Here is a 21,888-nt window from a genome sequence, read left to right as displayed (position 1 = left end):
CACTTCTTACGACTTTTTCAATTAAATATCATAGAGTCAGTCATTCTCACGACATACTGCTAGCTATGTCGCGCTAAGTGATTGAGGGGATAGAGAGGCAAATCATGACGATTTGCTGTGTTTGCGCCCGACCGAGTCACAAACACATCCTAAGTATTAACACTTAAAACGCACAAGAGCCTGTGGACTCGAAAGCTTGATTGCCAGAATTACTAGCATGTTCCGAATCGCTATCTGAGAGCCTTTGGATCAGCGAAGCACTATCAACGGGCGCACCAATGACTGCACTCAATTGTTCACTTAGGTTTAAAGCGTCTTCATTGACGACTAACAAATTGAATAATTGAAGTTTGTCTTGGCAGCCTAATGTGGCTTGATCAATCAGCTTCGCTAACGATGCTTGCCAGAGTGATTGGTAGTAAAGCGGTCCTTCGTTGGCGATAGCATTAAAGCTGTAGGGATAATCCTTGGTTTGCGGCCAATCTTGGCCAAAGCTGGCACTAAACTCTGCACCGATATCAGGATAGACTTGTGAATTTGCGTCTTGATAAAAGTTAACTGCAACCTTAGCTCGAAAAACTTTGAGCTGTTTCGAATAAGCTTTAGCTAATGTTTCACGCTCGTGTAAATAATCTTGTTCAAACTGCGGAAAGAGTTGATGGCGCAGCACTTCAGCTAACCAGAGACTCGCAACAAAATAGCTATCCTGACTCTGCCCCATGGCATTGTTGAGGTAGAAATGGCTCGCTTTAGCAAGGGACGCCACTGCTTCTGCGATGGATTCGGTTAACTGTTCAATGTCTTTGTAGTTACTCAGCTGCGGCTTAAGATCCAACGCCTGTTGTCCAAATTGCTGGCCGAGTACACTTTGGCGCAATGTCTGCTGTTGACTACTTTGCTGTGGATTTTGGTTGTACGCCACATAGATTTCACCCAGCAATCTTTGCTGGTGGTAGACCCTGACAATATGCGGCCGATTAGGATCGGTTGGTGTTTTCTCGGCGTTGGCGGTTGCTATGGTCTCAAACTGTAAACCAAACACTTGCAGATAAGTAAAGCTGCGACTCAAGACGTCTGAGGTCTGCCATGTGGGGCCCTTGGCTGATGCTTGTTGTGACAGGGTACGTCCAATATCCCAGGGAGCCACTTGCAAATCTTGGGTTTGGCTATCGAGAAAGGCTTTGACTAAGGCAGTGGACGATAACTGCTGCGAACTAAGCGCTAAGGCGCTGTAATCGGTAAAGCCTGCCGCAGTGGCGGCTTGTTGGCGCTGCTCTGCAATTCGCTGTAATGCCGTTTGATTGGTTTCACTCGCTCTAGCTTGGTAGGCTTGCCATACATTTTGGCGACATAGGGCGTTTTCCTGTGTCAGTAAGTAGCTGACGATAGTGCCCGAAAAATCGCTTTGCTTTGCACTGCTACGCTTCAGCTCGTCATTTTTATCATCTTCTTTATGCAGATAATGTTGCTGCTGAGTCGGTTCGGGTTGGCATTGGCTGTCATTGAAGGCAAGACTAAATTGTTGACTGCCTAACCCTTGGCCTATGCTGGCCTGCGCCGTATGCAATTTCGCTTTTTCCTCGGCACTCCAATGCTGTTGAAGTAACTGTTTAAACTGTTGGCTCAACAGTATTTGTTCTGCATTACCTTGGGCTAATGCGTAAGCCAGTTGGCTAAATTCTGCTTGGTTGAGAAGTTGCGACAGGGTATCGGCGAGGTGTAACTGGCATTGGAGTAAGCCTTCGCGTTCTTCACTCGGTAAGTTAAACCCACGGTAATAGTTGAGCCTATCGTTGATATTATTGAGTCCTATCGTCTGTTGCTCAAAAATAAGCGCCTGCTGAGCCAAGGTTAATTGTGCTGTTGTTAAGCGTGCGTTGGAGAAGGCTGATGCAAGCTCAATGTTTGGCAAACGCAGACATTGCTCCACTAAGAGGGGGACAGGACTTGGCGCCGCGTAGGCGGCATTTGTAGCATAAAGGCTCAAGCCAAGCAGGCTAACCAGTAAAGTGGGTTTTAACATGGGTTATGTGTTCTGCATTTGTGATGGAATGAGTTAACTTTGGCTTAGTATCTAATTGAGCTAGCTTCAAGTCATTGTTATGCATGAAACCCTGTTATGTTATGGATGTCAACGGTAAGGGTGAGAGTCGCAAATGTATTGCTATTCAGGAAGGAGTAACAATGAGCGGCTGAACACTTGTATATTCCAGATAAACGAGAGGAATAGTGATTTTTCGGCGATTGATATCAGCCATTACCTACTCGAACATTGAGGACGCTATGGCTGATATTTGCAGACTTCAGACTGAAAAGGTCAGGTTAAATCTTGATTAGGTTGATTTTTCACTGCGATAATCGTAGCACGTTTGGGCGCAGGATAACCTTCAACTGTTTTGGTGATGTCGTTAGGATTTAAGTATTCAACCAGTGACTCGTTAGGCATCCAGTTGGTACGGCGTTGCTCAGCAAGGGCAGTGACATCGGTATCGACACAACGTATGTCGGTAAAATCACACTTCTTTAACCAGAGCATGAGCGCGGCAACTGACGGAATGAACCATACATTATTCATTTTGCCATATCTATCCTGAGGCACGAGTACGGCGTTTTCGTCGCCATCTATCACTAACGTTTCTAACACTAGCTCACCACCGGTGCGCAACTGATCACGCAGTTGTAGCAAGTGATCGATAGGAGAGCGTCTGTGATACAAAACGCCCATGGAAAAAACGGTGTCGAATGCATCGAGCGGTGGCAACTCTTCAATGCCAAGGGGCAACAAGTGCACGGGATGATGTGTACCCGCTAACCGTTTTACCGCTTCAAACTGACATAAAAACAACGGTGAAGGATCGATACCGACGACACGTTTGGCACCTGAGCCCAACATGCGCCACATGTGATAACCACTGCCGCAACCGACATCGAGCACAGTACGGTTTTTCAGCGGTGAAATATGTTGCTTTACGCGATCCCATTTCCAGTCACTGCGCCATTCGGTATCGATATGGATACCGTGAATGTGGAAGGGGCCTTTACGCCATGGCATAAATAGGCGCAGTAGGTTTTCTAACTTCTCTTTTTCGCCTGGGCTCAGTTGCTCGCCACTACCGACGGTCACGCTATCGATAAAATCCACTTGGTCGGGAGCAGGATAGTGCAGCTTGTTGAGCACTTTTTCCCACTTTGGCAAGTTGCCGTGTTTATGTTCCCGTTGCCACTTACCTAAAATGCTCGGCAGGGTTTCGAGCCAATGCTGTAGATTTGAATCGGCGATTTGTTGGTAAAACGAGCTAAAGCTGATCACTTGATGGCCACCATAGAAGCAAAATTAAAGCATTGAAACCAGAGACTAAAGTGACTAAAGCCTTGGCTGGTTAGGCGTTGTTGATGTGTGGCTAAGGTGTCAGGTTTCATGACATTTTCCAGCGCACTGCGTTTTTGGCTGATCTCAAGTTCGCTGTAGCCATTAGCGCGTTTAAAGTCTAAATGCTGTTCTTCCAATAGGGTTTGGATCGGGGCATCTTCGAAGCGAATTTTTTCTGACAGCACTAATATCCCACCGGGGTTTAGGCCCTGATAAATCTTGGCTATCAGGGTTTCTCTGTCTTCTGGCGGTAAAAACTGCAAGGTGAAATTGAGTACCACCAGTGAGGCATTTTGAATATCGATATCGCGAATATCACCGCAAATCAGATCGACGTCAGTATCGCTAACATAGGCATTCAGGTTTTCTTGGCAGCGGGCAACCATAGATTCACTGTTATCCACGGCGATAATGCGACATTGGCGACCATGGATTTGGCGACGAATACTTAAGGTCGCGGCGCCGAGTGAGCAACCCAAATCGTAAATTTGAGTATTTGGCATGACGAAACGATCTGCAAAATCGCCTATGGTATTGATAATTTGCGTATATCCAGGTACAGAGCGGCGGATCATGTCACTGAAGACGCCTGCTACACGGTTATCAAACTGGAAATCGCTAATATGCTCGCTCGCTTGAGCGTAGATAGTGTCTTGAGAAACGTTCATCTGTGATTTTTCATGGGAATTCAACTCGGCATTTTAACGAATCCCATTGATTAGCAGCAAGTCTCATACTGGTAATTTGCGATAAATTTTTGTCTAATACGCCATAGATAACAAAATCGTTACATGTACATCAAGTACTAAGGGCTCAACTTGAAGTTTGTGATCCACTTAATTGTGATCTTGTGCAGCTGTTTTTTGAGCATAACAGGGCAGGCAAACCCATTGCCCGATGAGCCATTAATCCTCGTTATGGGGGAAGATAGTTTTCCCTATCAATATGTCGACAACGACGGCGAGCCGACCGGACTACTGGTCGATTTATGGAAAGAATGGGCGAAACAAAGCCATACCCAAGTGATTTTTGTGGCGCGCCACTGGCACGAGTCCCTTGACCAACTGCGGCAAGGTAAGGCGCAAGTGCATATCGGCATGGGGAAAACCCCTGAGCGTGAGCAAGAGTTCGACTTTGCTGTGCCCATCGCCGATGTGGGGACTTTTTTGTATTTGCATAAATCCCTGCAGGGTAAAAAGTCCATTAAAGAACTGATCCCCTTTCAAATTGGTGTGGTATCGGCTTCGTCTCACGAAGCGGAATTGCACCGTATCGAACCTCAGCTTGTGTTTAAACGTTACGAAAGTCGTGAGAAATTACTCGCTGGGGTCGCCGCTGGCGAGATTATGGTGTTTGCGGGCTTAGAAGGTTATTTGAAAGATCCCGCTTCATCCCAAGAGATTGCCGCAAATTATCCCAATACGGCGCGTATCCAAATTAAGGCGATGCAATTTGTTCCTGCGGTCAAAAAAGGCAATCTTGATTTGGTCGATAGGATCAATAGAGGTTTCACCGCGCTCGATGCACACTTTATCCAGCAAACGGAGCGACGATGGCTTGGTTATCAACGTCAACAAGCTGGGATTGTTATTTCCATGCAACTGGGCGTCGAGCCTTTTGTGGACTTAGGTGTTGATGGCTTACCCCATGGCTTGTATGTAGATATGTGGCAGCTTTGGTCTGAGAAAACCGGTATCGCCGTTGATTATATTTCTGGCGATATGAACTCCAGCGTGGATGATGTTCGCCGTGGTCTTGCCGATGCCCATATTGGTTATCCTGAGAGCGATGATGTCAAAACGGGGCTTAGTCGGGCTTGGCATTTATATACGGTTAAGAGTCGACTCTTTCTCTATCAGCAACAGTTAACCGATTTAGACAGCTTAAAAGGCAAACGTATCGGAGTGGTGCCGACGGCGCCTTATCTCGTTGAGTTACGTAAAGCCTTACCCCAAGTGGCATTGCGCTATTACGACAATATGGATGCTATGGTCGCGGGCGCGAGATCAGGTGAGATTGTCGGCTTTGTGGCTTCGGGTGCATGGACATCCCATTATTTGCTGCTCAATAAAGGCTGGTCTGACTTTAGTCAGTATCCCGAACTCGAATTTAGCACCAACATCTATGTGTTGACCCGCAGTGATGATCCGGGCCTGACGCAGCGGATTGCTAATGGCTTTAATAATATTAGCAATCAAGAATTTGCCGATATTGAAAATAAATGGATGCTCAATCCAAAAGATCATGTTTTTACCCAAGCTGAGCGCCATGTCAGTTTAAGTCCCGCTGAGCAGGCCTATGTGGAAAGTGTCGGCGAACTCAAAGTCGGTTATCTAAAGCAGTGGCCACCGATGGAGTTTATGGATGAACAGGGTGAGTTTGCGGGGATCAACAGCGATATCGTCAAATTACTCAAGGAACAGCTCAAACTTAAGCTCACGCCCGTTGCCTTTGATGATTGGCATTCGTTAATCGAGGCGTTGCAAAAGGGCGAGGTGAGTTTAGCTGGCAGTGTCGCCCAAACGGCGGAGCGCCAGCAGCGTTTAGCGTTTAGTGAGGCTTATTGGCCATCGCCGTGGGCCTTAGTGTCGCAGCTAGAACAAGTCTCGGTATTCAATATTGCCCAGCTCGCAGGGCAAAGAGTGGCTGTGGTCGAAGGCTATCATTTGGTGGCACAATTGATGAGTCTGGAGCCTTCGCTCAAATTAGTCATAGTGCCAAATACGCAGGCCGGATTAGCGGCCGTGACAAATGGCAATGCGGATATGTTTATCGATAAAGTGGTGACTTTAGCTTCTGAGCTTAAAACCAGCCACTATCCGACACTAAAAATGTCGCTGCTCAGCGATCTTGCCGATCAGCATAGCCATATTGGTGTTTATCCTCAGTTTGCGCCGCTGGTGTCGCTGATTAACAAAGCCTTGGCTTTGGTTGATGCTCAACATCAACAAAAAATATATACGCGCTGGGTATCATTTACAGTGGCGACAGAAAGCGCTAACTATCTGCAATGGCTGCGTTATATCGTATTTGGCGTAATAGTCTTATGCTCAGTGATGGTGGCGGTGTTGTTCGTGAATCGCCGCTTAAATCGTGAGATCACCCAGCGATTAGTTGCTGAAAAACGTTTGCAGCATGTGGCGAACCACGATGCTTTGACTCAGTTACCGAACCGCGCCTTACTCGATGACAGATTAGCGCAAGCTTTGCTGTCCCATCAGCGCGAGCAAGCACACTTTTCCTTGCTATTCATCGATTTGGATGGCTTTAAACAGATTAATGATCAACATGGTCATCCGATTGGCGATGAATTGCTGGTACAAGTTGCCCAAAAGTTAACCAAGGTTATCCGTGGCTCAGATACCGTGGCGCGATTTGGCGGCGATGAGTTTGTTATCCTGTTAAATCGTGTGCAAGATCTCGATGCAGCAACCCAAGTTGCTGATAATATTCTACAGGCACTGTCGAGCCCTTTGCTTATTCAAGGCGTCAGTGTCAGCATAGCGGTTAGTATTGGCGTGGTGATTTATCCCCGCGATGGTGATACCGCAATAGGTTTATTGAAAAAAGCCGATCAGCTGATGTACCAAGCAAAAAGTTGCGGCGGGCGTTGTTATCGCTCAGCTTGATGTTTTTTTGAACGCTCATGCTCAGATAGTGCGTTCGCCTCTAGTCAAGGGCGTAAAACTGTTTGATACTTCACCGCCTAAGTGTGAAGTACTTTGGTAATCGGCATTATTTTACTATAATGCCGCTTTTATCTCGTTTTGATTATTTCCAAAGCACCGGTTTCCGGATAAAGGATAGAGTTAGATGCGCAGTCATTATTGTGGAGACGTCAATAAGTCTCACGTTGGACAAGAAGTTACCTTGGTAGGTTGGGTTAATCGTAGCCGTGATTTGGGTGGCGTTGTCTTTTTAGATTTAAGAGACAGAGAAGGTCTGATCCAAGTGGTCTATGATCCAGACTTACCTGAGGTGTTCAATGTCGCCAGCACGCTGCGCGCCGAATTTTGCGTTCAGGTTAAAGGCCTCGTTCGCGCCCGTCCTGACAGCCAAGTCAATGGTCAAATGAAGACGGGTGAGATTGAAGTCTTAGGCCAAGCCTTGACGATCATCAACGCTGCCGATCCACTGCCATTGAGCATGGATAACTACCAGAACAACAGCGAAGAGCAACGTCTTAAGTATCGTTATTTAGATTTACGTCGCCCAGAAATGGCGCAGCGATTAATTTTCCGCGCTAAAGTGACCAGTTCTGTGCGTCGTTTCCTCGACTCAAACGGTTTCTTAGACATAGAAACACCGATCCTGACCAAGGCAACCCCAGAAGGTGCCCGCGATTATTTAGTGCCAAGCCGTACTTATAAAGGTCAGTTCTTTGCCTTGCCACAATCGCCACAGCTGTTTAAACAGCTGCTGATGATGTCAGGCTTTGATCGTTACTACCAAATCGTAAAATGCTTCCGTGATGAAGACTTACGTGCCGACCGTCAGCCAGAATTTACCCAAATCGATATCGAAACGTCTTTCATGAGCTCTGAGCAAGTGATGGCGAAAACCGAAGAGATGATGCGTGGTCTATTCCTTGAAATGCTGAACGTCGATCTGGGCGAGTTCCCACGCATGACCTACAACGAAGCGATGCGTCGTTTCGGTTCAGATAAGCCAGATTTACGTAACCCCTTAGAGCTGGTGGACATTGCCGATTTACTCAAAGAAGTCGAATTTGCGGTATTCTCAGGCCCTGCTAACGATGAAGAAGGTCGTGTTGCTGCACTGCGTATTCCAGGCGGCGCTGCACTGTCTCGTAAGCAAATCGATGATTACACGAAGTTTGTTGGCATTTATGGTGCTAAAGGCTTAGCGTGGATGAAGATTAATGACCTAAGCCTTGGCTTAGAAGGCATTCAATCACCTGTGCTGAAATTCTTAAACGAAAGCATAGTCAATGAAATCGTGAGCCGCACGGCAGCGCAAACTGGCGACATTATCCTGTTTGGTGCAGATCAAGCGACTGTGGTTGCCGAATCCATGGGCGCACTGCGTCTTAAAGCCGGTGAAGACTTTGATTTACTTGAAGGTCAATGGCGTCCACTGTGGGTGGTTGACTTCCCCATGTTTGAGAAGATCAACGGTAGCTTCCATGCCGTTCACCATCCGTTCACCGCACCGCGTGGCGTAACCGCAGCAGAACTTGAAGCTAACCCAGCCAATCGCGTTTCTGATGCTTACGATATGGTATTAAACGGCTGCGAATTAGGCGGTGGTTCGGTGCGTATCCACAACCAAGAAATGCAGTCTGCGGTATTCCGTATTCTGGGCATTACCGACGAAGAAGCTAAAGAGAAGTTCGGTTTCCTGTTAGAAGCGCTGCGTTACGGCACACCGCCACATGCAGGTTTAGCGTTTGGTTTAGACCGCATCATCATGCTGATGACAGGCGCAAGCTCAATCCGTGATGTGATGGCGTTCCCGAAAACCACCACAGCCGCTTGCCCGCTAACTAACGCACCAGGATTTGCCAATCCGCAGCAGTTAGCTGAACTTGGCATTGCCGTGGTTGAGAAAGCCGTTAAAGCGGAAGACTGATCTTTCGTGAAAGGATTTTTGTAAATCGACCTTATTCAAGTCGACGTTGTGTAACTCGTTTTGTGAAAGGCGATTGGCATTAGTCGATTGGCGTTAGTCTATTAGCATTAGTCCTTGTCAGTTACTGTTTAAATAGTACCGAAAACCGAGGCGCAAGCCTCGGTCTGTTTTAGTGAACCGTCATTTCTTTGCTTATCAATATCTATTTGTTCAATCCTAAATAGCCGTTAATCAATCCTTACACTTCGGCTCTTGATAAGCTATGCGATGACACCTCAGTTAAGGAGACTTCCCATGGCAGGTCACAGTAAATGGGCCAACATTAAGCACCGTAAAGCAGCTCAAGATGCTAAACGCGGTAAACTCTTTACTAAATTCATTCGCGAATTAACCGTCGCAGCCCGTGAAGGCGGCTCAGATCCCGATTCCAATCCACGATTACGTGTCGCCATTGATAAAGCCCTCGGCGGCAATATGACCCGCGATACGGTTGAGCGCGCGATTAAACGCGGCGCCGGTGAATTAGAAGGTCAGCAACTCGAAACCATTCTCTATGAAGGTTATGGCCCAGGCGGCACCGCTGTGATGGTCGAAACCATGACGGACAATCGTAATCGGACTGTAAGCGGTGTGCGCAATGCGTTTAGTAAATCGGGCGGCAACTTAGGCACGGATGGGTCGGTTTCTTATCTGTTCACTAAGCGTGGAGTGTTATCCTATGCGCCGGGAACCGATGAAGATGCACTGATGGAGGCGGCGCTTGAAGCGGGCGCGGAAGATATTGTCAGCTATGATGATGCTGCTATAGATGTATTCACCGATCCCGTTGATTTCTATACGGTAAAAGAGGCACTCGATAAGGCTAGTTTTGTGGCAGATAACGCTGAAATCGCTATGATAGCCTCAACGAAAGCTGAGCTTGATCTTGACACCGCCGAAAAATTTATGCGCCTTATCGATACCCTCGAAGATCACGATGATGTGCAAGAAGTGTATCATAATGCGGAAATCTCCGATGACGTGATGGCAAACCTAGGTTAGATTGGCCGTGAGCTGGATTTGGGTGTCAGTTTAGGCAATTTCAGCTCGAACACGCTAACTTTGAATACACGTTAACCTATGAACTGAGACGACAATTCAGATCCCTTATAAGGCATTTAATGGCAATTATTTTAGGTGTTGACCCAGGTTCGCGGATTACAGGCTACGGCGTGATCCAATGTCAGGGACGGCATCAGATTTACCTCGGCAGTGGTTGTATTCGCACTTCGTCTGAAGAGCTGCCTGGCAGGCTCAAGCAAATATTTGATGGGATCACTGAGATTATTCGTCAGTATCAACCGGACGAATTTGCGATTGAGCGCGTATTTATGGCAAAAAATGCCGATTCTGCGCTCAAGTTAGGCCAAGCACGCGGCGCGGCCATTGTTGCTGCCACAGTCGCCAATTTACCTGTGGCCGAATACAGTGCGACTCAAATTAAAAGCGCAGTTGTGGGTACGGGGCGAGCACAGAAAGCCCAAGTACAACACATGATCCAACAACTACTTAAATTACCAGCAGCCCCACAAGCTGACGCCGCAGATGCACTCGGTGTTGCTGTGTGTCATTATCACACCAGCCAGAGTTTAATTGCATTGAGTGGCCGGGCAACGGCAAGAACATACGGACGGTACAGATGATAGGTCGTTTACGGGGAGTGCTCGTTGAGAAACAAGCACCAGAAATTTTGATCGATGTTAATGGTGTGGGTTACGAGTTGCAGATGCCGCTGACTAGCTTTTATGAGCTGCCTGAAGTTAATCACGAAGCTATGGTCTACACCCATTTTGTGGTGCGTGAAGATGCACAGCTTCTCTATGGTTTTATCACTAAGCAGGAAAGGGCGTTATTTCGCTTACTGATCAAGACCAATGGTGTCGGTCCCAAGCTCGCGCTGACCATTTTATCAGGCATGACAGCCGCAGAATTTGTGGGTTGCGTTGAGCGCGATGACATAGTGACCTTAGTGAAATTACCCGGTGTGGGCAAGAAAACCGCTGAGCGGTTACTGGTTGAAATGCGCGATAAGCTCAAGAGCTTGATGGAAGCCTCTGCAGGCTCAGAGCGTGAGTTTGTGCTGCAATCTAATTACTCTCCTGCGCCGACAGTCAATAGCGCCGAAGAAGATGCTATTTCAGCTTTAATTTCGCTGGGTTATAAACCGCCGCAGGCGAGTAAATCGGTTTCTGCAGCCTACAAAGAGGGCATGGATTCAGAAACACTGATCAAAGCTGCCCTTAAGTCGATGCTTTAATTGAATGATGATAATTAAGATGAAAGCTGCGAGAAGGAATAATAATGATTGAGGCAGATAGACTCATCCAGCCGCAGATCCAAGCTCAAGATGAATCCATCGACAGGGCAATGCGCCCTAAAATGCTCGATGAATACACGGGCCAAGATGACACTCGGGCGCAACTTAAGGTGTTTATTCAAGCGGCAAAGAATCGTAATGAAGCCTTAGATCATATGTTGATCTACGGTCCGCCAGGACTGGGTAAAACCACCTTGGCTATGATTGTGGCGAACGAGATGGGAGTGAATATTAAGTCCACCTCGGGCCCTGTGCTTGAAAAAGCGGGCGATCTTGCAGCCCTCTTGACCAATCTTGAATCCGGTGATGTGTTATTCATCGATGAAATCCATCGATTAAGCCCTGTGGTAGAAGAGATTTTGTATCCGGCGATGGAAGATTATCAGCTCGATATCATGATAGGTGAAGGGCCTGCAGCGCGTTCTATTAAGCTTGATTTACCGCCGTTCACTCTAGTAGGCGCGACAACACGGGCAGGGGCGTTAACCTCACCACTGCGGGCGCGCTTTGGGATCCCGCTGCGGCTTGAGTTTTATAACATCAAAGATTTAAGCACCATAGTCACGCGTTCAGCGCAGGTAATGGAGCTGGATATTGATGCTGAAGGCGCCTTTGAAATCGCGCGCCGTTCACGCGGTACACCGAGAATAGCCAACCGATTGCTGCGCCGTGTACGGGATTACGCGCAGGTGAAGCATGACGGTGCCGTCACTAAGTTTGTGGCCGAACACGCTTTAGACTTGCTAGATGTGGATAGTGAAGGTTTCGATTATATGGATCGCAAATTGTTACTGGCTATTATTGATAAATTTATGGGTGGACCAGTAGGACTAGACAACTTAGCCGCAGCCATCGGCGAAGAGCGTGAAACCATTGAAGATGTGTTAGAACCTTTCTTGATCCAGCAAGGGTTTATCCAACGTACGCCCCGCGGCCGAATTGCAACCGCACGGGCATACCAGCATTTTGAGTTGATCAAACCTGAATAACCATCTGCTTGATAATACCGATAATGAAAGGCGACCTAAGTGGTCGCTTTTTTATGGGTGAGATTTAACTTTGGTTACAATAGGGGTGAGATTTTGGCAAATCGAATAGCGTTTGAAATGGCGTTAAATATAAGACTTTTTAAAACTTGATAGCTATGAGTTTCTCATCATTAAGTTGTATCAGCATTCCAGAATGCCCCGTCTTTTTAAGCTCAGTATTTAGACGATTATAATAGATTTTATACAGAAAACTGTATATTTATAGTTAATTGACGTGAACCTAAATTAATTAACAAATGTATCTATTTAGTTTGTTTATTGAGCCGAAATATGAACTATCCACTATCAAAATTGATTTTTACTCTGAGATTAACTTAATTTAATAATTTGCCTTAGGTTACTAAATCCTCAACACAAATACTCACTACAGCTATCTTTTGCTAGGGTTTGGTATACGGAATAATTTGTAGCAATATTGTTTAAATTTCGAAGGTGATTTTATTTGTGTGCATAAATAGCACAACTAATACTGTTTGTATCTTTTGTTATGCACTGATTTAGCTAGATTATCTCCATAATTATGGCTGCATATAAGTTACTAATGTCCATGGGTATGCAATTTAAGTGGTGGTTAATCAGTACCTCATTCCAGTTTTAGGCTCTCGCTTGAATAATTAAATGTGATCTAGATCACACTTTTTGATGCTGGATATGTTTCATAAAAGTAACTCGTTAACAGTGTTAATCACTTATTACTTGCCACCATTAAGACTTAACCTCTAATAAACTATGATGCTTAAGTTTTATTGAAAATATGCATCATAAATAAAAACAAAGTAATCTAATTTTTTTAACATTTCTTTTCCGTTGGTTAATATTTTGAGTGTTGACGGAGTTAAAGTGAATCCTCAGTATCGAGTGCAACACTAGTACATCAATAGTTGTACAAGCTGTAAGCATAAAAATAATAGTAAGATCTAGGGAGCATTCATACATGATCAAAAGAACCAAAGTCGCGTCAGCTATTAACTTAGCTATCGTTGCATCTATCACTTCAGGTGCATTTGTAACGTCAAGCGCATTTGCTGCGGAAGAAAAAGCAAAAGTTGAACGTATTGAAGTCACGGGTTCACGCATTCAGCGCCAAGATATGGAGACAGCTTCTCCTGTAACCGTTATCGATGCTGCTGCGATTAAAGCAGAAGGTTTCACTTCTGTAGACCAGATGCTACAAGTACAAACTTCAATGGCAGGTGCTGCCGTAGGTTCAACGACAAACAACGGTGCAGACGGTGTTGCACAGGTTGATTTACGTGGTATGGGTTCTCAACGCACCTTGGTACTACTGAACGGTCGCCGCATGGTGAACTCGGGTTCAGGCGCTGATAGTGCAGTGGATTTAAACTCGATTCCTGTCGCTATGATTGCCCGTGTTGAAATTCTGAAAGATGGCGCTTCTGCGGTTTACGGTTCAGATGCGATTGCCGGTGTAGTAAACATTATCACTAAGAAAGATTTCGAAGGTTTCCAATTAGATTTCAACGGCAGTGGCACTGATAAAGGCGATGGCGAAAGTGGTGATGTCAGTGCGCTATACGGTTTTAACACCGATGGTGGTAATTACACCTTTGGTGCCGCTTTTTCTGACCGACGTGGTGTGATCCAATCTGATCGTGATTGGACTAAACCTGGTGCGAGTGGAATTATACCAACGGGTTCACTAGATGGTATGGTTCAAGATGCTAATGGTAATTGGGTAGCACAAACAGAGACTTATGATTTCACCCAAGATAGCTACTATCAAACACCAAGTGAACGTCGCAGTTTATTTGCTAACATGACTCAAGAGCTGGGTAATGATGTTGTGTTAACTGCAGATGCTATTTATACCAACCGTCGTTCTCATCAGCAAATGGCAGCTCAACCTGCACAGCTATATCTTGATGTCTGTGGTCAACCAGATGCAGATCCATTAAAGTGTTTAACACTTGATAGTGATATGATTGCTGCAGGTATTAAGCCTGATGATCATGGGCAAGTTTTCTATGCTAGACGTATGAATGATGTAGGTCCTCGTATTTATACTCAGGATACTGATACTTGGCGTTTATCAGGTGGTCTAGCGGGTACTTTAGACGTTCATACAGGTATGAACTGGGATGTTACTTATACATTTGGTAAGAACAAAGCAGAAACCGCAGTAGAGAACTCTATCAATGCTAGCGATATGCGTAACGCTATTTATGCTAATCCTGATGCTTGGTTAAGTGGTGCACCACTTACACAAGCGATGAAAGATGCTGTTGGTTATACAGAGGCTGCAAATGGCGGTAATGAACAACAGACATTATCTGCCGGCTTGAATGGTGAGTTGTTTGATTTAAAAGCGGGTGCCGTTGGTTTTGCGATTGGTGCTGAATACCGCCGTGAGAGTGGTTTCTATAATCCCGATCCAATTGTTGTCGCAGGTGAAAGCACTGCAGCACAGCAAGATCCAACCGATGGTAACTACAACGTTATTTCGATTTTTCAAGAAGTAAGTGTGCCTTTCACCGAGAAATTAACGGGTGAATTCGCGCTGCGTTTAGACGATTACTCAACATTCGGTAAAGCGACCACTTGGAAAATTGGTTTAACATACACTGCAACAGATGACTTAATGGTTCGGGGTGTTGCGGCTACAGGCTTCCGTGCGCCAAGTGTTGCTGAATTATATGGTGGTAATTCGGGATCGTTTGATTACCTTACAAATCCTTGGTTGTCAGATGATGAACAGCCAGGACAAATTTTGGTAAACCGTACTTCTGATCCAGATTTGAAGCCTGAAGAGTCAGAGTCTTATACGGCTGGTTTAGTGTATTCGCCAAGCTATCTTGATGGTATGTCTCTGACATTAGACTACTGGCGCTTCAAAGTGGATAACGCTATCGCCCGTTTAGATACTCAGGCTGGCTTAGATGATTGTAAAGATGGCATTACGTCAGCTTGTGAAACGTTTAATATTACCCCAGAAGGTGACTTACGTAATCTAACGAATGCGTTAACCAACGTAGGTTATCAAGATACTAGCGGTATTGATTTTAACTTAGCCTATAACTTTGAAGGCTTAGGTTTGGATTGGAAAATCAGCAATGACACGACATATTTATTGAACTTTGAGCAGGATAATAAAGATTACACTGATACTATCGACGGTAACTTCGGTGCTTACGCTAAGGTTCGTAATAACTTCAGTCTCTCAGCTGGTCAAGATGATTGGAGTGTTATGTACTTCAACCGTTATATTGGTGAGATGACAGACTTGGCGAAAGGCTATGATGTTGACTCAGTGCTATATCACAATATTTCTGGAACATATCACATCACTGATATGACAACTGTTAGTTTAGGTGTGAAAAACTTCACTGATGAAAAACCATCACGTGTTTCTAACGGTAGTGATGGTGGCACAGTTCCACAAGTATATGACACAATCGGCCGCGTGATTTACGGTGGTGTAACGGTTAAATTCTAAGCTAAGTTCAGACTCTTAGTTTCTAAAAAGCGCCTTAGGGCGCTTTTTTATTGGGAGTTTACGAGATGATTTTAGAGTCGCTAATCATCCGTTGATTGGTTGTTAATATCGTATTTTGTTCACAGTTTTCAACATCACACTTCTTAACTAATGTAATAGCGCTAGAGTCGTCTCGATTCGCATGGTAATATAAATGATATAGATTCTCGTTTGGATTTTAAGGATGAGTAAAATACTCTTAGTCGATGATGATCCCTTGTTTAGTGCTTGGTTGGCCGATGCCTTGGGCACGCAAGGACATGAAGTTGAATGTGCGGTGAATGGTGTCGATGGCCTGGCATGCATTGAACGTTTTGCACCCGACATCATAGTGCTCGATTTGGTCATGCCGAAAATGAATGGTTTTGAGCTGCTAAAAGCGCGGGAATGCTCAACGCCAGTATTGATGGTCTCTGCACGGGATAATGAAGACGATCGTATCACTGGCTATGAATTAGGTGCCGATGATTTTTTGAGTAAACCATTTAGCATCAAAGAGCTTTTTGTGCGCTTACGCGCTTTAGAACGCCGTCTTTGTATTAGTCAATCTCATCAGCCGCAAATGGCGACTGTGGCGGCGAAAGTGATTAACTTTGATGATATGAGTTACAGGATCACTATTGGCAGCCGTTATGTCGATTTAACCCAAACTGAATTTAAATTATTTAAATATTTGTTTGAAAGAAAAGGCCAAGTCATCACTAAACAAGAGTTGCAGCGTTCAGTGTTACAAAAAGATCTGGGCCGATTTGACCGCAATCTTGATATGCACATTAGTAATACGCGCCGTAAATTAGCCAACATCAGCTTGCCGCGTAACTTAATCAATACAGTTCGAGGCCAAGGTTATAGCTTCATGGCTTAACGTCATACTTTGGTGTCTCGTTAGTGGCAAGATTTTGTAGAAGTTTGGCGAAAATCTTGGTTAATAAAAGGACGACTGTAACGGGCCTTGATGGAATTTTCTGGCTTTCGTTTTCCCCTTGGGATGTTTTGGTTTATCCTATCGGCCATATAATAAAATGTGCCGCGTGCTATACGCCGCGTGCCATTAAGAGCCCTTAGCTTTAACAACCTATTAGGAATCAATATGCGGATCAGTGCCAACTTTGATGGCGGAAATATCCAAGTCGTCAATCTTGATAATAAAGACGATATTCAACTGGCTATTCGTCCCGATGCGGGCGGCGAGTTTTATCAATGGTTCAATTTTCGATTCGAAGGCGAGGTGGGTAACCATTACACCTTAAATATTATTAACGCGGGCACTGCTTCTTATACCAAAGGTTGGGAAGATTATCAGGCAGTGGCCAGTTACGATCGCCAGCATTGGTTCCGTATTCCTACACAGTATAAAGACGGCAAACTGAGCATTAGCTTAGAGTTGGACTGCGATGCGATTCAAATCGCTTACTTTGCGCCATACAGCTATGAGCGCCACTTAGATTTACTCAGCGGCGCCCAGTTACACCCAGATGTCAATTTAGAGCATTTAGGGCTAACCTTAGATGGCCGCGATATTACCGTGATGAAAGTCGGTAATGGTGATGCTGCTAAGCGAAATATCTGGATCACCGCCAGACAACATCCGGGCGAAACTATGGCTGAATGGTTAGTCGAAGGCCTGGTGAATCGTTTACTTGATAATGATTGCCCAGCTGCCAAAGCGCTGCTCGACAAAGCCAATTTCTATATAGTGCCGAACATGAATCCCGATGGCAGTGTCAGAGGCCATTTGCGTACCAATGCGATTGGCATCAATCTTAACCGCGAGTGGCAAACGCCGAGTTTAGAAAAGAGTCCCGAGGTGTACCACGTCGTCAACAAGATGCAGCAAACCGGTGTCGACTTGTTTTATGATGTCCACGGCGATGAAGGCTTACCTTATGTATTTTTAGCGGGTTGCGAGGGCGTGCCTGCCTACAATGATAAGCTGGCGCAGCTGCAAGCGGACTTCAGTCAAGCATTGACCTTAGCCAGTGCCGATTTCCAAACTCAGTTTGGCTATGACAAAGACGAGCCAGGCCAAGCGAATCTAACGGTTGCCTCTAATTGGGTCGCTCAGACCTTCGAGTGTTTATCCAATACCCTCGAAATGCCTTTTAAAGACAATAACAATCTGGCCGATCCTTTTGTGGGTTGGTCGCCAGAGCGCAGTATTTATTTAGGTGAAGCATCGCTTATTGCCATGCTCGCCGTTGTTGATAAGTTACGTTAGCGCGAGGCTGATATGGCATTAATTGAATGTCCAGTGTGTCGCAAGCGGATGTCGAGTAAGGCGCCTTCATGTCCCCATTGTCAAGCGAGCACCAATGGGGACAATGAGTCCTTAACGCGCATTAGTCATATTCAAAAGTCCAACAGCTTAATGAACCAGAGTTTTGTTGCTATGACCTTGTTTATTGCAGGCGTGGTGATTTGGTTTTGGGGTGGTGAACCTGCCGAAGGTATGCGGGCGAACATTGCCGGAATATGCTTCGTGTTTGGTTTTGTGGGTTATCTCATCACACGAGTCAGAATCGTGTTACATAAGCGGAAAAGTGTATGACAGATATTAATCAAGTGATCGATCAAATGCCCATTGAAGTCTATGAAAGGCTTCGTAGTGCAGCAGAGCTGGGTAAGTGGGAAGATGGCACTGTGCTAAGTGAAGCGCAGCGTGATTCTACCCTGCAGGTCGTGATGTTGTATCAAGCTCGCAAGCTTGAGCAAACTGAGCATTTCACTATTGCCCCCGACGGTAAAATCAATGAACTGTCTAAAGCTGAGCTGAAAAAGCAATTCCGCGGTGAGTCAATTGCCGAGTTTAAAGTACAAGATTTGTAACTTACTCATAAGTTTGAAGCCGTTTAATCTGAGTTAAAATCAAAACGCCCATATTAAATGGGCTTTTTTTGTTACCTATCTTAGGACGGGACAAGTGATTGTGCAATAAGGGAAATATTTAAAGACTATGGCGTTAATCTATGCTCAGTTCACCGACTAGATTTTGCAACATGGCCGCTTTTATCTCGGCTGGCTGCAAATTTTTAGATAGTAAATAATGCAGTTTAGCTAAGGCTGCTTCTATAGTCATATCGGCGCCACTGATCACACCCGCTTTAGCGAGCGCATTACCCGTGGCATAGCCGCCCATATTCACCTTACCTTGGAAACACTGGGTAAGATTCACCAGCACTATGCCACGTTCATCCGCTTGCCTTAAGGTTTTGAGTAAGGCAGCATCCTGCGGCGCGTTACCCACACCAAATGTCAGTAGTATGAGGGCTTTAACCGGCTGCTGCAGAATGTTCTCAAAAATCTGGGTCGAGATCCCTGGATACAAGGTCACTACACCCACAGGCTGCGGACTGATATGCGCCACTTCCAATGGGGTATCGTTGGCAACGGTGATTTTGCCTGCGCGCAGATTGATTTTGATCCCAGCTTCTAGCAGTAGCGGGAAGTTAGGCGAAGCAAAAGCATCGAAACCGTCGGCATGGGCCTTCGTCGAGCGATTACCTCGAAAGAGTTTGTTGTTGAAGAATAAACACACTTCTGCGACCGGATAATTGGCCGCAATATAGAGTGAATTTAATAAATTAGTTTGTCCGTCTGAGCGCAGTTGGGCGAGGGGAATTTGTGAGCCCGTTACTATCACAGGTTTTGACAAGCCTTGCAGCATAAACGACAGCGCTGAAGCCGTATACGCCATGGTATCTGTGCCATGGAGGATCACAAAGCCATCGTATTTATCGTAATTAGCTTGTATGTCATCAGCGATCATCTGCCAATCAGTCGGCGCCATATTGGAAGAGTCGATAAGTGGGCAATATTCGTGGATCACGAATGTCGGCATTTCTTCATGGTAAAACTCGGGCATAGATTGCACGCACTGAGTCAGGAATCCCGCAACGGGGACGAAGCCGTTATCGGTTTTTTGCATACCTATGGTGCCGCCTGTATAGGCAACATAAATGGAGCGTTTAGTCATTCTTGTCGTTTTCTTAGCTTCAAGTGGCCGAATTATACGATTTAACTGACATAAACCCAATAAAAAAGCCCGGAGATCCGGGCTTTGTCTTTGTCATCATCTTGAAGTTGCGAGCTGCAACCTAGACGCTGGCATATTTAGTTCATCATGTTGCAAGTATCGCAGTAGATGTAGACGTTATTTGGATCATCAAAAGAGGTTAACGTTTTCAAGCTGCTGGTCCATTGCGCTAGCATTTGCTCTAACATCGATGACTGGCTGAGTGAGGCGGGCAGGTAGCTCGATACTGAGGCAAACATCTGTTGCATAAAGCGTTGCTCGGGTGTCAGTTCTTGTTCGATAACGCGGGTATCAAATAGCGTCATATCAGCGAGTTTAGCGGCTTTAGCAATCGCCTCATCTAAATCACCTAGTTCATCGACTAAGCCAAGCTCAAGGGCTTTTTTACCGCTCCACACTCGGCCTTGGGCAATCTTATCGACTTGTTCTATGGTCATTTTACGTTCTTTGGCGACCAGCGAGATAAAGTCTAAATAGCCACGTTCAATATGACGTTGGATAATCGCTTCAACTTGCGGTGACAGCGTGCGCGTCACAGATAATCCTGCCCATTCAGAGGTTGATACGCCATCGGTATGTACGCCTATACTGGCCAGAGAATCTTCAAAGGTAGTGATCATGCCGAAGATCCCAATCGAGCCCGTAAGCGTGGTTGGCGTTGCGAAGATGTAGTCGGCACTGGCCGAAATCCAGTAGCCTCCTGAAGCCGCTAAACTGCCCATGCTGACGACGACAGGTTTACCCGCTGCTTTAAGTGCCAGTAATTCTTGACGAATTTGCTCCGAGGCAAAGGCGCTACCGCCAGGGCTATCGACACGCAGTACTAAGGCTTTAACGTGTTTATCAAAACGCGCTTTACGTAACAGCTCGGCAGTGCTTTCGCCGCCAATTTGGCCCGCAGGTTGAGTACCATTCAGAATCGTGCCACTTGCGACAATAATGCCGACACTGTCTTGTTCAACAAAGCTTGGCAATGGCGTCACTAAGGTTAAATAATCGTAAAAACTCACTTGCTTGAAACTGTCACCACTGCTGGCTTTGCCAACGGTTTCTAGCATGGTTTGACGAAAATCTTCCGTCGTAGCTAAGTTATCAACCCATTTCATGTTGATGGCCATTGTGGCAGAGTCACCATTAGCTTTATCGAGCTCTGCCAAATAAGTGGTTGCATCGGGCACCAGCGAGTTAGGCTCAATATTGCGATTGCCTGCGACAGTCTGGGTGTAGCTTTGCCATACATCGGTTAAAAGTGCGCTACTGGCTTCGCGAGCAGCATCGGACATATCGTCACGCATATAGGGTTCAACCGCAGATTTAAAGGTCCCTACGCGGAAAATATGCGCTTTAATTTTGAGTTTATCTAAGGCCGATTTGAAGTACTGGTTGTACATACTCAGGCCATCAAGCGACACGCCGCCTTGGGGATTGAGGTAAATGGTGTCGGCAAAACTGGCGAGGAAATATTGATTTTGCTCGTAGTAGTTGCCTATGGCGACCACTTTTTTACCGCTTTCTTTAAAGCGATTGAGCGCATCACCGATAGATTGCAGCTTACTGATCCCAGCACGTTTGAGATCGGCAAGATCAAGTACTAGGGTACTTATCCTTTGATCTTGCGCGGCATTATCAATCACATATAGCACATCGGCGAGCAGGATTTCCCCATCGGCATTGCCATTATTGCCTTGCTTGAATGCGGCTTCTAAGGGATCGACCTGTTGCTTCTGATCGACAATCGAACCAGCCAGATTAAGCACCAGTGCTGAATTATCTTCAACTTGGATATCTTCGCTGCTGCCAATGGAGATGATAATGGCGGCTAAGATACCAAAAAAGATCAGATTGAGGATCAGTTTACGCGTCCCGTTGAGGGTGTGCCAAATAAACAAACATATTCTCTTGAAAAACGATGGGTTAGCGGACATTTGCCACTCCTTTATAAGTCCAATCTGCCCATGCTAACTGAAAATGGCGCTACAGGCTAAACACAATTGT

16 protein-coding genes are annotated in these 21,888 nt (G+C 45.7%); 11 read left to right on the top strand and 5 right to left on the bottom strand.

Annotated elements, in window-relative coordinates; genetic code table 11:
• Positions 1-163 precede the first annotated feature (163 nt).
• From AYJ58_RS14070 to cmoA, 3 genes are all read right to left on the bottom strand, one after another.
• The gene (locus tag AYJ58_RS14070; RefSeq protein WP_106650598.1) at positions 164-2,023 is read right to left on the bottom strand and encodes a M3 family metallopeptidase; all 1,860 of its coding nucleotides are present in this window, start codon (positions 2,021-2,023) and stop codon (positions 164-166) included.
• Positions 2,024-2,317: 294 nt separating this feature from the next.
• A complete protein-coding gene (cmoB, locus tag AYJ58_RS14065) occupies positions 2,318-3,310 on the bottom strand; it encodes a tRNA 5-methoxyuridine(34)/uridine 5-oxyacetic acid(34) synthase CmoB (RefSeq protein ID WP_106650597.1) in 993 nt (330 codons plus the stop codon).
• Positions 3,307-4,038 carry a carboxy-S-adenosyl-L-methionine synthase CmoA gene (gene cmoA, locus AYJ58_RS14060; RefSeq protein ID WP_106650596.1) on the bottom strand — a complete coding sequence of 244 codons (732 nt, stop codon included), beginning with the start codon at positions 4,036-4,038 and terminating at the stop codon, positions 3,307-3,309. The genes cmoB and cmoA overlap by 4 nt, the downstream gene beginning before the upstream one ends.
• Before the next feature lie 150 nt (positions 4,039-4,188).
• Between cmoA and AYJ58_RS14055 the strand changes: the two genes are divergently transcribed.
• The 11 genes from AYJ58_RS14055 (at position 4,189) to AYJ58_RS14005 (ending at position 18,686) form a co-directional block, all read left to right on the top strand.
• Complete coding sequence (locus AYJ58_RS14055; protein ID WP_106650595.1) at positions 4,189-6,999, top strand: transporter substrate-binding domain-containing protein; 2,811 nt, start codon at positions 4,189-4,191, stop codon at positions 6,997-6,999.
• 184 nt (positions 7,000-7,183) lie between these two features.
• On the top strand, positions 7,184-8,962 hold the full coding sequence (gene aspS / locus AYJ58_RS14050) for an aspartate--tRNA ligase (protein WP_106650594.1): 1,779 nt from the start codon (positions 7,184-7,186) through the stop codon (positions 8,960-8,962).
• Between the two features lie 294 nt (positions 8,963-9,256).
• Positions 9,257-10,003, top strand: a complete 747-nt coding sequence (locus tag AYJ58_RS14045; protein WP_106650593.1) for a YebC/PmpR family DNA-binding transcriptional regulator — start codon at positions 9,257-9,259, stop codon at positions 10,001-10,003.
• A 119-nt stretch (positions 10,004-10,122) separates the two neighbouring features.
• Positions 10,123-10,644: a crossover junction endodeoxyribonuclease RuvC gene (gene ruvC, locus AYJ58_RS14040; RefSeq protein ID WP_006081743.1), complete on the top strand. Its 522-nt coding sequence runs from the start codon at positions 10,123-10,125 to the stop codon at positions 10,642-10,644.
• A complete protein-coding gene (gene ruvA, locus AYJ58_RS14035; protein WP_106650592.1) occupies positions 10,641-11,258 on the top strand; it encodes a Holliday junction branch migration protein RuvA in 618 nt (205 codons plus the stop codon). The genes ruvC and ruvA overlap by 4 nt, the downstream gene beginning before the upstream one ends.
• A gap of 44 nt (positions 11,259-11,302) precedes the next feature.
• On the top strand, positions 11,303-12,307 hold the full coding sequence (ruvB, locus tag AYJ58_RS14030; protein WP_006081741.1) for a Holliday junction branch migration DNA helicase RuvB: 1,005 nt from the start codon (positions 11,303-11,305) through the stop codon (positions 12,305-12,307).
• 994 nt (positions 12,308-13,301) lie between these two features.
• On the top strand, positions 13,302-15,821 hold the full coding sequence (locus AYJ58_RS14025; protein ID WP_106650591.1) for a TonB-dependent receptor plug domain-containing protein: 2,520 nt from the start codon (positions 13,302-13,304) through the stop codon (positions 15,819-15,821).
• A gap of 223 nt (positions 15,822-16,044) precedes the next feature.
• Positions 16,045-16,725 (top strand): response regulator transcription factor, encoded by a 681-nt coding sequence (locus tag AYJ58_RS14020; RefSeq protein ID WP_106650590.1) that lies wholly within the window; start codon positions 16,045-16,047, stop codon positions 16,723-16,725.
• A gap of 225 nt (positions 16,726-16,950) precedes the next feature.
• On the top strand, positions 16,951-18,078 hold the full coding sequence (locus tag AYJ58_RS14015) for a M14 family metallopeptidase (RefSeq protein WP_106650589.1): 1,128 nt from the start codon (positions 16,951-16,953) through the stop codon (positions 18,076-18,078).
• 12 nt (positions 18,079-18,090) lie between these two features.
• Positions 18,091-18,408, top strand: a complete 318-nt coding sequence (locus AYJ58_RS14010) for a zinc ribbon domain-containing protein (protein ID WP_106650588.1) — start codon at positions 18,091-18,093, stop codon at positions 18,406-18,408.
• Positions 18,405-18,686, top strand: coding sequence for a YeaC family protein (locus tag AYJ58_RS14005; RefSeq protein ID WP_106650587.1), 282 nt, complete (start codon positions 18,405-18,407; stop codon positions 18,684-18,686). Before AYJ58_RS14010 ends, AYJ58_RS14005 begins: the two co-directional genes overlap by 4 nt.
• Before the next feature lie 133 nt (positions 18,687-18,819).
• Here the strand turns inward: AYJ58_RS14005 and ansA are convergent, their stop codons facing one another.
• Positions 18,820-19,833: an asparaginase gene (ansA, locus tag AYJ58_RS14000; protein WP_006086774.1), complete on the bottom strand. Its 1,014-nt coding sequence runs from the start codon at positions 19,831-19,833 to the stop codon at positions 18,820-18,822.
• Between the two features lie 137 nt (positions 19,834-19,970).
• Positions 19,971-21,818, bottom strand: coding sequence for a signal peptide peptidase SppA (gene sppA, locus AYJ58_RS13995; protein ID WP_106650586.1), 1,848 nt, complete (start codon positions 21,816-21,818; stop codon positions 19,971-19,973).
• Positions 21,819-21,888 lie beyond the last annotated feature (70 nt).

Origin of the sequence: Shewanella sp. Pdp11 (genome assembly GCF_002838165.1) — a bacterium.
In the GTDB taxonomy this organism is placed as follows: Bacteria; Pseudomonadota; Gammaproteobacteria; order Enterobacterales; family Shewanellaceae; genus Shewanella; species Shewanella hafniensis.
The sequence above is the reverse complement of the archived record's forward strand: the minus strand, read 5'-3'. Positions and strand labels throughout refer to the sequence as shown.

Coding starts and splice junctions, on each gene's coding strand:
- AYJ58_RS14070 (WP_106650598.1), bottom strand. CDS start 2,023: ATGTTAAAACCCACTTTACTGGTTAGCCTGCTTGGCTTGAGCCTTTAT.
- cmoA (WP_106650596.1), bottom strand. CDS start 4,038: ATGAACGTTTCTCAAGACACTATCTACGCTCAAGCGAGCGAGCATATT.
- aspS (WP_106650594.1), top strand. CDS start 7,184: ATGCGCAGTCATTATTGTGGAGACGTCAATAAGTCTCACGTTGGACAA.
- AYJ58_RS14045 (WP_106650593.1), top strand. CDS start 9,257: ATGGCAGGTCACAGTAAATGGGCCAACATTAAGCACCGTAAAGCAGCT.
- ruvC (WP_006081743.1), top strand. CDS start 10,123: ATGGCAATTATTTTAGGTGTTGACCCAGGTTCGCGGATTACAGGCTAC.
- ruvA (WP_106650592.1), top strand. CDS start 10,641: ATGATAGGTCGTTTACGGGGAGTGCTCGTTGAGAAACAAGCACCAGAA.
- ruvB (WP_006081741.1), top strand. CDS start 11,303: ATGATTGAGGCAGATAGACTCATCCAGCCGCAGATCCAAGCTCAAGAT.
- AYJ58_RS14025 (WP_106650591.1), top strand. CDS start 13,302: ATGATCAAAAGAACCAAAGTCGCGTCAGCTATTAACTTAGCTATCGTT.
- AYJ58_RS14020 (WP_106650590.1), top strand. CDS start 16,045: ATGAGTAAAATACTCTTAGTCGATGATGATCCCTTGTTTAGTGCTTGG.
- AYJ58_RS14015 (WP_106650589.1), top strand. CDS start 16,951: ATGCGGATCAGTGCCAACTTTGATGGCGGAAATATCCAAGTCGTCAAT.
- AYJ58_RS14010 (WP_106650588.1), top strand. CDS start 18,091: ATGGCATTAATTGAATGTCCAGTGTGTCGCAAGCGGATGTCGAGTAAG.
- AYJ58_RS14005 (WP_106650587.1), top strand. CDS start 18,405: ATGACAGATATTAATCAAGTGATCGATCAAATGCCCATTGAAGTCTAT.
- ansA (WP_006086774.1), bottom strand. CDS start 19,833: ATGACTAAACGCTCCATTTATGTTGCCTATACAGGCGGCACCATAGGT.
- sppA (WP_106650586.1), bottom strand. CDS start 21,818: ATGTCCGCTAACCCATCGTTTTTCAAGAGAATATGTTTGTTTATTTGG.